The following is an 11,594-nucleotide window of genomic DNA, read 5'->3' as shown; positions in this document are numbered from 1 at the left end:
ACAATTATGTCGAAAGCCAATCGAGCACTCTCACATTTGGCTTGGTTCCATACCTACACGGAGCCGAGTCCCGGCCAAACCTGATCAGCGGCTTCGGCAAGCCTCTCGGCCCAAAGAGTCGGAAGCTGTTTGTCCTCACGCTTTTCCCATGCGTAGTGGCGCTGGTAGACCGGTATCACCCATTGCTGCCGCTTTTGCAGCACATCGTTAAGCTTCCAGTCCTTGGCGCGCATCGCGCCCCCCAGTTCCGCCCGCTTGATGCCAACACAGCACGATCTTCGGTGGCGTGAAACGGCGTTGGCGCTCCCTTGCCGGTCAGGTATCAGCGCAAGCATGAACCCCGTTGAGATCGATGACGCCGTTTCTTCCCTCGCCCAAGAGCCGTTTGAGGCGGGCGAGTTCCCGTTCGAGTTCCTCCGCGCATTCGGGAACCCGGAAACTACGATCAAGCGGTTGCGCTCTGGCTCCACCAACCAGTCGGACGTGCCCGGTGCCGTGCTCCAGCGGAGCAACATCCACATCGCGACATGCCCGATTGGCGAGGTCGATGCAACATTGCGGGCATTGCGGGCCAGCCACAAGACTATCTCGGCCAAGGCGCGGTTCATCCTCGCCACCGATGGTGAGGCATTTCAAGCCGAGGACATGACCAGCGGCGAGACGGTCGCCTGCGCCTATCCTCAGTTCCCGGATCACTTCGGCTTCTTCCTGCCGCTCGCGGGCATTACCACCGTCCCGCAGGTCCGCGAAAGCTCGTTCGACATCAAGGCGACGGGGCGGCTGAACCGGCTCTATGTCCAGCTTCTCACCGACAACCCGGAGTGGCGGACGGTCGAGCGCCGAGCCGATATGAACCACTTTATGGCAAGGTTGATTTTCTGCTTTTTCGCCGAAGACACCGATATATTTCGTGGCGAGAAGCTGTTCACCAGCACCATGGAGGAAATGAGCGCGCGCGATGCATCTGACACGCATGTAATCCTTAGCGAGGTGTTCCGATCGATGGACATCAAGCCTGAAGACCGCGAAGCCGCTAAGGTCCCACGTTATGCGAGCCGATTCCCCTACGTGAACGGCCAGCTTTTCAGCGGCGGCACGGAGACGCCCCGGTTCAGCAAAATAGCACGATCCTATCTGCTGCACATCGGCGGGCTGAACTGGCGCAAGATCAACCCGGACATCTTCGGCTCGATGATCCAAGCCGTCGCAGACGACGAGGAGCGCGGCGCGCTCGGAATGCACTACACCAGCGTTCCCAACATCCTGAAGGTGCTGAACCCGCTGTTCCTCGACGACCTGCGTAGCAAACTGGAGGAAGCGGGCGACAACGGGCGCAAGCTCCTGAACCTGCGCAACCGGATGGCGCGGATCAGGGTGTTCGATCCGGCCTGCGGCTCCGGCAACTTCCTCGTCATCGCCTATAAGGAGATGCGGGCCATCGAGGCGGAGGTGAACCGACGACGCGGTGAGCCCGATCGTAGGTCTGATATCCCGCTCACCAACTTTCGTGGTATCGAGCTTCGCGACTTCCCGGCTGAGATCGCGCGCCTCGCGCTTATCATCGCCGAATATCAGGCGGATGTGCTCTATCGCGGGCAGCAGGAGGCGCTGGCCGAGTTCCTGCCGCTGGACTCGCAGAACTGGATCACGTGCGGAAATGCGCTCCGGCTCGACTGGCTCAGCATCTGCCCTCCTACGGGCAGCGGCGTGAAGCTGGCAGGCGACGATCTGTTCGGGACACCGCTGGATCAGGCGGAAATCGATTTTGAGAACACTGGTGGCGAGACATACATCTGTGGAAACCCGCCTTATGTTTGGACAAATGACCAATCACCGGATCAAAAACTTGACCTGAGACTGCTGTTCGAGGCTCATACTCGCTCTTGGCGGGCACTGAACTATGTTACCGGATGGTTTCTGCGTTTAGTGGAGTATAGCAAACGTTGCGATTGTTCTGGTGCTTTTGTGACCATAAATACAGTTTCGCAAGGTCAGCATGCTACAGTATTTTGGCCAATTATCTACAAACTTGGTGGCAACATCGAGTTTGCGCACGAGTCTTTTAAGTGGCGAAACTTGGCATCTAAGAATGCTGGCGTCACTGTAAATATAATCGGCCTTAGAACGTCTTACATACAATCCGCTAGACTCTATTCCTCGGCCGGAAACAATCATACCACATTGAGGGTGGTTGATTCGATAGGCCCTTACCTTGTTCCCAATGTAACCACCCTGATAGCTAAGCACTCGTCTTCCATTTGTTCACTTGGCGAAATGGTAAGGGGTAATATGCCCTACGAAGGAGGGCATCTGCTTCTTTCTTTTCAGGAGAAGTCTGCATTTATCCACGAATCTCCAAACTCCTCGCCTTTTCTGGCACGCATTAGTGGATCATCAGAGATTATTGACGGTAAGCCGAGATATTGCCTCTGGATTAAGGATGCCCAAGTCGAAGAGGCCAAAGCCATCCCTTTGGTGCGCGACCGCCTCGACAAGGTTGCTGATCTTAGACGCTCAAACTCCGATCCAAACGTGGTTGCTATGGCTGAGAGACCACACCAGTTTCGTGAAACCAACCAAGCACGTAGGTGGACAGTGGCTATGCCTGCCGTCTCCTCGGAAAATAGAGCCTATTTGCCCGCTGATTTGCTTCCATATCCGCAGGTAATCTCTAACAGGGCATATGGTATTTACGACGGCGATCTATGGACGTTTTCCTTGTTAGTTTCCTCTATGCATATCGCTTGGATCGGGACTGTGTGTGGCCGTCTTGAGATGCGATACTCCTACACAAACACCCTTGGTTGGAATACTTTCCCAGTCCCGCCTCTGACCCAGCGGCATAAGGCGGACTTGACCCGCGCGGCTGAGAACATCCTGCTCGCGCGCGCGGCGCATTTCCCCGCCACCATCGCCGAAATGTATGATCCCGACCGCATGGATCGCGACTTCCCCAGCCTACGCGCCGCCCATGAAGCTAACGACGAGGTGCTCGAACGAGTCTACATCGGTCGCCGCTTCCGCAACGACACGGAGCGATTGGAGAAGCTGTTCGAGCTATATTCGAAAGCGGTTGCTCGGCGATGACACAGTTTGAGTGGGATCAACAAAAAAGCGAAACTAATCTCAAGAAGCATGGGGTCAGCTTCGAAGAGGCCTCGGCCATCTTCGAGGGCCCAGTGCTCTCGGCGGAGGATGAGGGATGGCACGATGAGATTCGAGAGAAGAGCTATGGGCTCCTATATGGTCAGGTGGTGGTCTGCGTGATCCACACAGACCGAAGCGGTAAATGTCGCATCATCAGCGCCCGTAAGGCGACAGCAAATGAACGAAAGCACTTTCATGCCTATCTCAAAAAAGCGCTTAGCTGAGATTGCAGCCATAAGGGAGGAGACGATCGACACCTCGGACATCGTAGAGAGTGGCGAGAGCTTCTTCGCACGGGCAACGCTGAGGCAAGGCGCGCCAAAGAAGAGCAAAGCAGTCCCTGCCGTCGCGTTTAAGACCGCACGAACTGGCGCATCCGCCAAGGCGAACGAGCTTGGCATGCGCACCATGCAGGAGCGGGCCTATGACCGGCGCGGCGAGCAGTATCTGCTGATCAAGTCGCCCCCCGCCTCGGGCAAGTCGCGAGCGCTGATGTTCATCGCGCTGGACAAGCTACGCAATCAGGGCATTCGACAGGCGATCATTGTCGTGCCTGAGAAATCCATCGGAGGCAGCTTCGCGGACGAGCCGCTGTCCAAATTCGGCTTCTGGGCCGACTGGGTGGTTAAACCCCAATGGAACCTGTGCAACACGCCGGGGCCGGATGAGGAGCGGGTTGATCCCTCGAAAGTCCGTGCGGTCGGGCAGTTCCTCGCCAGCGACGACACCGTGCTGGTCTGCACGCATGCCACCTTCCGGTTCGCGGTCGAGCAGTTCGGGGTGGAGGCGTTCGATGGTCGGCTGATCGCGGTGGACGAGTTCCACCACGTTTCCGCCAGTCCGGACAACCGGCTCGGCAGCCAGCTTGGCGAGTTCATCAAGCGTAATCAGGTCCACATCGTCGCGATGACCGGCAGCTACTTCCGGGGTGACGCTGCGCCCGTCTTGATGCCAGAGGATGAGGCGAAATTCGAAACGGTCACCTACACCTACTACGAGCAGTTGAACGGCTACGAGCATCTCAAGGCGCTCAACATCGGCTACTTCTTCTATACGGGCCGCTATCTCAAAGCGATCGAGGCGGTGCTAGACCCTACCCGCAAGACCATCGTCCACATTCCCTCGGTCAACTCGCGCGAGAGCACGAAGGACAAGATCAAGGAGGTCGAGGAGATCATGGAATATCTCGGAGAGTGGCAGGGTGCCGACCCCGAGACTGGCTTCTACCGCGTGAAGCTGCGCGATGGGCGGTTGATCAAGATTGCCGATCTGGTCGATGACTCCGATCACGCGAAGCGTGGCAAGGTGCTGGCGGCGCTCAAAGACCCGAAGCATCGCAGCGATCGCGACCATGTGGATATCATCATCGCGCTCGGCATGGCGAAGGAGGGGTTCGACTGGATTTGGTGCGAGCACGCGCTCACAGTCGGCTACCGTTCCAGCCTCACTGAAATCATCCAGATCATCGGGCGCGCAACCCGTGACGCGCCGGGGAAGGAAACTGCATCTTTCACCAACCTGATCGCCGAGCCGGATGCGTCGGAGGCCGCTGTTGTGGATGCCATCAACGACACGCTGAAGGCGATCGCCGCCAGCCTCCTCATGGAGCAGGTGCTCGCCCCTCGGTTCAACTTCACGCCGAAGGACAACGGCAAGCTGGACGGCTTCGACTACGGTCCTGATGGCTACCAAGAAGGGAAAACCAACGTCGGCGTGAATGAGGAACGTGGCCTTTACCACTTCGAAATCAACGGGCTCGTTGAGCCCAAAAGCGAGGAGGCTTCGCGCATCTGCCGGGAGGACTTGAACGAGGTCATCACCGCCTTCGTGCAGGACAATACGGCGCTGGAACGCGGTCTCTTCGACGAGGAGGTGGTGCCGCAGGAACTGACGCAGGTTCGCATGGGCAAAATTGTGCGCGACCGCTACCCGGACCTGAGCAACGACGATCAAGAGGCCGTGCGCCAGCACGCCGTTGCTGCCCTGAACCTCACCCAAAAGGCCAAGCAGTTGGCGGGTGAGGGCGGCAGCGGCGGAGAGGACCGGACTAACACCGCGCTGATCGACGGCGTGCGGAAGATCGCGATGGACGTGCGAGACCTCGACATTGACCTAATTGACAGCATCAACCCGTTTGAAGCGGCCTATTCGGTGCTCGCCAAAGCGACGAACGAGGCCGTGCTGAAGCAGGTGCATGCCGTCATTTCAGCGCGGCGGACGGCGCTGACGCCGGAGGAGGCAAAGGAGTTGGCCGGGGGTGCTGTGCGGTTCAAGCGAGAACACGGACGGTTCCCGTCTATAAACTCCGGTGATGCATGGGAAAAGCGCCTCGCTGAGGGCGCTTCCGCCTTCGTGCGCTTCAAGGACGAGGGTCGATATGCCTGATCTCGACCTCGACGAGCTTCGCGCTGAACTCGATGAGTTCGCGCAGCCGCAGCCGAAACGCTCCGCCTACACGCCGCTGGAAGAGCGGATCATTGCCGGGTTCGAAGACATCGTGCGCTTCCGTGAGGAGCACGGGCGAGCGCCCCAGCATGGTGAAGATCGTGACATCTTCGAGCGGCTCTACGCCGTCCGATTGGACCGGCTGCGAGCGCAGCTCGATAGCCGTGCATTGCTAGCTGACCTCGACCGCTTCGGGCTGCTCGATCTAGCCGACCAGCAGGATCAATCTGAGCCCGAGGACCTCGACAGCGATGCGCTGCTGGCTGAGCTTGAGGGCATCGAGGCGACGGGTGACATAACAAAGCTCCGCCACGTTCCTTCACGCGAGGAACGCCGCGCCGCCGATGAGGTCGCTAATCGCGAGCGGTGCGCCGACTTCGACCAGTTCAAGCCGCTGTTTGAGCAGGTTGAGCGTGATCTGGAAACGGGCGTGCGGGGAACCCGTCCCTTCGTCAGGGATGCTGGCTTTTTAAAGGCCGACATTACTACTGGGCAGTTCTTCATCATTGGCGGGCAGATCGCCTATGTAGCGAAGTTGGGTGAGCCGATTCGAGCGCCAAACGGTCAGGCGGATGCTCGTTTGCGCGTGATCTACTCGAATGCGACAGAGAGCGATATGCTGCTCCGCTCGCTTCAGCGTGCGCTCTACAAGGACGAGGCGGGCAGACGGATCACCGAGCCGTCAGCGGGACCGCTGTTCAAAAGTGAAGCCAACAACGACGATACCGAGAGTGGCACCATATACGTGCTGAGAAGCAACTCCACGCACCCGGTTGTAGCTGAACATCGCGAGGTGCTGCACAAAATCGGCGTGACGGGCGGCACCGTCGAGGCGCGGCTAGCAGGCGTGGAGAAGGATGCTACCTACCTGCTCGCCGGTGTAGAGGTCGTCTCCACCTACAAGCTGTTCAACATCAATCGGCGGCGGCTTGAAGCGCTGATTCACAAGGTGTTCGCACCCGCGCAGATCGATCTCACGATCACGGATCGCTTTGGCAATCCGGTGAAGCCGCGCGAGTGGTTCCTTGTGCCCCTCGTCGTAATTGATGAGGCAGTGTCTCGCATCCGGGACGGAAGCATTACCGAATGCAGATATGATCCCATGCAGGGGCGACTTGTTATGAATTGAATGATCAATTCAAGGGCAATCGATGAGGCTTCAGACCGAGCCGATCGGCGACGCTCCCTACTAATTCGTGCACGGGCCACTACTGCGAATATTTGTCGGGTCTATGATCGTGGGACGTCCGAAAGGAATGTAGCTCAACTACATATTGCCGATAAACGTGTTTGCCCAGCAGATGCTACACCTTTCTGCGTCTTTACCTCTGGAAGCGGGCAGTTAACTGACACGAGTTCCTTGTCGGTAACGGCGATAGCGCCAATGATGTCTCGTGAACAACGTAGATCTGCGCCCATACCAATTACTCGCCTCGTTGCCTCTCGGAACCAGCCTTAGATTCGCTACGCCCGACGGGGCGTGCGCACTCAGCAGGATCGTTTATCACCCAGTGTGGCCATACCGCTGGCATGTGGGCAATATCTGAAGCATAATTGCGTCATATGCTACTCGCTGGTCTGCGCTCCACACGTCGTTCACGTGGCCTTTCACAAACCAATCTCGGAAACCAACTTGGCGTCAATCGGCAGGTTATCGCCCGGATGGAGCGGGGCGTAGGCTCTGTTGAAAATCTAATTTCTATTATGGCAGCGCTTGATTTCCATCTCTCTGGTCTGGCTCGGGGAGCACGAATCGACGAGCAACTTCGGAACCGACGTGCCCACCTAGGTCTCTCGCAAGCTGACGTCGCTGAAATGGCTGGCATTTCGCGCAAAACCGTCGCCGCACTCGAATGTGGAAGGGGTTCTGTTGCGTCCCTTCTAGCAGTGCTCGGCACTATCGGCAGTAAGGCGCGGAAAGCAGAGCCCGTTAGACCGTCTTGGGCCTTCGATCGCAGCCTTGAGCGGGATAAGCGGTTTACTCCCCCTTGGTTCCTAGAGCATGTTGAAACCATCTTCGGCCCAATCTGCTTGGACCCGTGTGGTCATGAACTATCGCCAGTAGTGGCAAAGCGGCGGATCATATTGCCTGAAGACGGGCTAGTGGCTTCATGGGCGGGATCAAAACTAGTGTTTGTGAATCCGCCATTTTCAGCGCTGGTCAAATGGCTCAACAGAGCCATTGATGCGTGGGAAAGCGGTGAAGCAGAGACAGTGTTTCTGTTAATACCCGCCCGGACGGACAGCGGGACATTTCAGGACCGTGTCGCCAGTCGGGCAGATGTTGGGTTGATAAGAGGACGAATGCGTTTTCTCTCGGCCGAGGGTGTGGGGCACCCTGCGCCGTTCAGTATGATGTCGGTGATATTTGGGGCGGAGTCGGATCGAATCAAACGCTTCAATGAACTTGTTCCATCGGCGTGGCTCCCTCGCACAATATAGGGAGGGTGCAATGGCCGCTTCTCGACGAAGCGTCGAAAGCGCCTAACAACGTTAGCTACCTCCGGATCAAAACTTGTGTCGACTAAAAGTAAGGCGACGTGTGCGACAAAGGATAGCAGCTGCGAATGGCTTAACCACGTCACCTCCGATCCGAAGCAAGGCGGGTAAGTCTAGTTCAGAAATTATAAATACTGACCTACCCACTTATACGATCCATAGTTGGTAGAATTGCCTTCAACAGAGGCGTGGTGTCTTGCTTGCGTAACTAGTAGGTAAATGAATTGGTCCTTGCGCTAGTGAAAACCCCCTCGTAATGACATTTGCTTATATATTATCTTAGGAAATGCTCTTACAAGGGGGTTTTTCTGGAACTTACCTATGAATCACGGTGAGTAAGTAAAAATTAAAATAATGACAGGCGGTTTAGCTCGATTATATAAATAAGAATGTGACGGGGACTTTGCGGAGTCATGACCCATAGTGAGCTACACACCTTGCCGTAGCCCCCCGTCACATTCACCGGGCAGGGTTTGGCAAGGAATACAATGAATGACATTATTGAAGATGTAGCACGTATTGCGGGTATCAAAGCCGCCCGTCAGTTTAAGCAAGCGCTGAACAATCCCATGACGGAGATGTTCGAGCGTATAATTGCGCCGCAACTCTATCGACCCAATCACAACACCCACATGCACGTATCGCCCAATAACAAAGAGGCGGGACGCAACCACATTCGTTCACGGCAAATCGCAGAAGGCCGAGTATCAACCAACAACCTCGCGTTCTTCAGCAACGTCATGGCCATTCCCAATTGTTCAATGGATGAGGATGGCAACGAAAGATGGGACGCTCCGTCATCGCGAGTTGTGTGGGGCGAACATCAGGTGCTGACGTTCGAATTCGATAACAATGAACCAAGCTTCTTTGCCGAACAGCTTTCGTGGCTGCGCTCCGCTGGCAAAACCAAATTTGACAGCCCGATCGGCCGCTTGTTCGAGCATTGCTCACAGTGGGTAGATTTCGCCGGGATCACGGTCGTCTACAGCGGCAACAAATCCTTCCACATCCACATATGCTTCGCCACTTCCACAGCGCGTGCCCAAGGCATCACAGAGCATGTTCGCGCCGGGCTGGTGCGTCATTGGGACCGTCTGCATCCGGAAGTCGTCTCTATCCTCGGCACAACGGCTGAACCTGATCGCCAATTACGCTTCCCGGAACAGTTGCGCCGCTATCCCGGCGGCAATCGCGTCATCAGCAAGCCGAACCATCCGCTTGGTATCGAGGAAGGTCAGTCAGTTGGTCAAACCGTGATGTGGGAACACTACCGCTCACGTGCCCTACGCGGCTCTACAGCGTCTTTTTTTGACCCGACCCTGTTCGTTGCGCCCGCGAAGGTTGATCGCGCTGGAGGCGGGTCCAAGGGCAAAGGAATGGTGTTTTCAGCCACCACCCCGGAGCTGGATTTTTGCGCCAATAAGATGAAGTCGATTTATAATGAGCGGACCTTCCCGGCGTTCGTGGATTTCGCCCCTTATGCTGGTGCCTATCGGGCTTATTTCACCAACCACATCACGGATACCAATCCGGCCAGCTATATGGAGGCAGGATACACAGTGCCCCACATTGCGGGCAGCAATCCCTTGGGCCTCACTCATCAGAACATGCCGCGTCTGCCCCGCCCCTTGGGTGAGATGATGGAGCAATGGTGCGAGGAGTTCCACGCCATCAACGATGTCGAACGCACAGAGGTTGAGCGTGATTTTGCCCTAGCTGTCACCGATGCCGAGACGGCACGCCGCGAGATGGGCAGAGTGATTTTGAACACTCTTCGCGATTCCGCCGCACCGTTAAGTTGGATATGCGCCCCGGAAGGCATCAGCAAATCCACCAGCATGTTCGCCAACCACCCGCGCATAGATTCATGGTTGTCTGCGGATTGCTCTGGTCTCTGCATGTATGCCTTCGCCGATTATGAGTCGGCGCGGGAGAAGGCGGAAGCCTTCAACGCCACCAATGCCAAGCGCGGCTACTATGGCGTCGTCATTCAGTCGTTTGAACGCCTCTACAATGAGGCGTGTGCGGCCTTGAAGGTTTCCCCGATCAGCTTGCGCGATGCCGCCAATGGTGGCTTTCGCAACATCCTCCACGCAGTCGAAGTGATTCAGCCCATGATTACTGCCCGCCTCATAGCCGACCATTCGGTGATGTGGGCTGAGATTGGCGAACGGAAGCCCGTCTTGTTTACTGTCCATGCCGTGGCTCATCGCTGGCACCTAAATTCACCGTCGCGTTTGATGGCCGCTGCGTCCTATTGGCTGGTTCGCGGCGATGATGACCACAATACCATCTGCCGAGACGAAACTCGCCTGAATCTTCTCATCCACGATGAAGTCAAAACGGCTGACCTCATCACTGCTACCCCCAGCGTGCATGTCCAGTATGTCAACGCGATGGTAGCAAATGCGCCAGAAGCGTGGGGAGCCAATTCGACTGATCGCGTCCGCGCCTATGACGCCTATCGGACACAGCACCCCACGGACATGGCCTATGGCGACATCATGTTGATCATGGAACACCATGGCCATGATTGGGCGGAGGTCGTCACTAGCGACAGCGGGGAATATGGTGCGATCGGGGCTGACGGTCCGTATGCCGCTGCGCTCGGACAGCGTTGGTCAGTCATCGAACGGCAGTGGCCATCACAAGTGGCCCGCAAGGTGCTGGTTCTGACTACGGAAACCGTTCCAACCGTGGTAGCGCGGAAGTGCCATATCGATTGGCAGATTCACGACCTCTACACGCCCCAGATCAAGCGTGATGAAGTGGTCGTGACGCCCAAGCGCAAGGTCACGGCGCGCAACCTTCCGGCATTTTATGCGACCTATCGCTTGAGTGATCCTGACATCGCCATTGTGGGCAACAAGACGAAGGCCTTGCCGGATGCGATGACCCACCAGCGGGCCCGTGGCTCAAATAACCTGATCGGCCGTCACGTCCTGCAAACCATGGTGTTCGTGTCGCCAGACGAATTCGCCTATCTCGAAGCGTTGAATGAATGGACAGGCAGCACCGACCTTATCCGGCACCGCCATATTGATGAGTTCAACCAGACGGCAGGGCGCAACCTCGGCTTCCGCAAGCGCGGCGATGCGAAGCACTACTTGGTAGTCAATCTCACCCTCTTCCAACTATTGGTTGGTGCCCCGTTGTCACGAGCCCGATACGCCATGACAGTGACGGCTAATCGCACGGTGCGTCGCAAGGCAAGCGCTCTTGCTGCTCTCGATACCAACGCCAGCCCATTGGATGTGATGCGCGCCAAGCTCATCCGACAAGATGAATTTCAGCACTGAGGGAAGTAATCTATAACAGCTATAGACAGATTATCATAATTACTCCCCTGAGTTAATTGGATAAGATTGTGTTTTCCTAAAAGATCCAATTGTATCCTAAAGAGGAGGCGCGAGTGCGATATGGAATTGACCTCAGGTTGAATGTCAATGGTGGCCACGCTGAAGTAGTTCAACGAAGGCGAGCACTATCACCCTCATTCTCGC

The 11,594-nt window shown here is 56.6% G+C and carries 7 protein-coding genes; 6 read left to right on the top strand and 1 reads right to left on the bottom strand.

Going from position 1 to position 11,594, the window contains the following annotated elements:
* Positions 1-53: 53 nt before the first annotated feature.
* Positions 54-233: a hypothetical protein gene (locus GGQ96_RS20810; RefSeq protein WP_184117158.1), complete on the bottom strand. Its 180-nt coding sequence runs from the start codon at positions 231-233 to the stop codon at positions 54-56.
* Positions 234-333: 100 nt separating this feature from the next.
* Between GGQ96_RS20810 and GGQ96_RS20805 the strand changes: the two genes are divergently transcribed.
* The 6 genes from GGQ96_RS20805 to GGQ96_RS20780 all read left to right on the top strand — a co-directional run bounded on the left by GGQ96_RS20805 (position 334) and on the right by GGQ96_RS20780 (position 11,390).
* Entirely contained in the window at positions 334-3,087 is a 2,754-nt protein-coding gene (locus tag GGQ96_RS20805; protein WP_184117157.1) for a class I SAM-dependent DNA methyltransferase, read from the top strand.
* Complete coding sequence (locus GGQ96_RS20800) at positions 3,084-3,371, top strand: BrnT family toxin (RefSeq protein ID WP_184117156.1); 288 nt, start codon at positions 3,084-3,086, stop codon at positions 3,369-3,371. Before GGQ96_RS20805 ends, GGQ96_RS20800 begins: the two co-directional genes overlap by 4 nt.
* Entirely contained in the window at positions 3,325-5,532 is a 2,208-nt protein-coding gene (locus GGQ96_RS20795; RefSeq protein WP_246360759.1) for a DEAD/DEAH box helicase, read from the top strand. Before GGQ96_RS20800 ends, GGQ96_RS20795 begins: the two co-directional genes overlap by 47 nt.
* Positions 5,525-6,721, top strand: coding sequence for a GIY-YIG nuclease family protein (locus GGQ96_RS20790; protein WP_184117155.1), 1,197 nt, complete (start codon positions 5,525-5,527; stop codon positions 6,719-6,721). Before GGQ96_RS20795 ends, GGQ96_RS20790 begins: the two co-directional genes overlap by 8 nt.
* A 434-nt stretch (positions 6,722-7,155) precedes the next feature.
* Positions 7,156-8,034 carry a DNA N-6-adenine-methyltransferase gene (locus GGQ96_RS21900; RefSeq protein WP_184117154.1) on the top strand — a complete coding sequence of 293 codons (879 nt, stop codon included), beginning with the start codon at positions 7,156-7,158 and terminating at the stop codon, positions 8,032-8,034.
* Between the two features lie 545 nt (positions 8,035-8,579).
* The gene (locus tag GGQ96_RS20780) at positions 8,580-11,390 is read left to right on the top strand and encodes a hypothetical protein (protein WP_184117153.1); all 2,811 of its coding nucleotides are present in this window, start codon (positions 8,580-8,582) and stop codon (positions 11,388-11,390) included.
* Positions 11,391-11,594 lie beyond the last annotated feature (204 nt).

The sequence above is a fragment of the Sphingomonas abaci genome, assembly GCF_014199625.1.
Taxonomy (GTDB): Bacteria; Pseudomonadota; Alphaproteobacteria; order Sphingomonadales; family Sphingomonadaceae; genus Sphingomonas; species Sphingomonas abaci.
The sequence above is the reverse complement of the archived record's forward strand: the minus strand, read 5'-3'. Positions and strand labels throughout refer to the sequence as shown.

Excerpts from the sequence above, each read along its gene's own strand:
- GGQ96_RS20810 (WP_184117158.1), bottom strand. The coding sequence starts at position 233 with ATGCGCGCCAAGGACTGGAAGCTTAACGATGTGCTGCAAAAGCGGCAG.
- GGQ96_RS20805 (WP_184117157.1), top strand. The coding sequence starts at position 334 with ATGAACCCCGTTGAGATCGATGACGCCGTTTCTTCCCTCGCCCAAGAG.
- GGQ96_RS20800 (WP_184117156.1), top strand. The coding sequence starts at position 3,084 with ATGACACAGTTTGAGTGGGATCAACAAAAAAGCGAAACTAATCTCAAG.
- GGQ96_RS20795 (WP_246360759.1), top strand. The coding sequence starts at position 3,325 with ATGAACGAAAGCACTTTCATGCCTATCTCAAAAAAGCGCTTAGCTGAG.
- GGQ96_RS20790 (WP_184117155.1), top strand. The coding sequence starts at position 5,525 with ATGCCTGATCTCGACCTCGACGAGCTTCGCGCTGAACTCGATGAGTTC.
- GGQ96_RS21900 (WP_184117154.1), top strand. The coding sequence starts at position 7,156 with ATGCTACTCGCTGGTCTGCGCTCCACACGTCGTTCACGTGGCCTTTCA.
- GGQ96_RS20780 (WP_184117153.1), top strand. The coding sequence starts at position 8,580 with ATGAATGACATTATTGAAGATGTAGCACGTATTGCGGGTATCAAAGCC.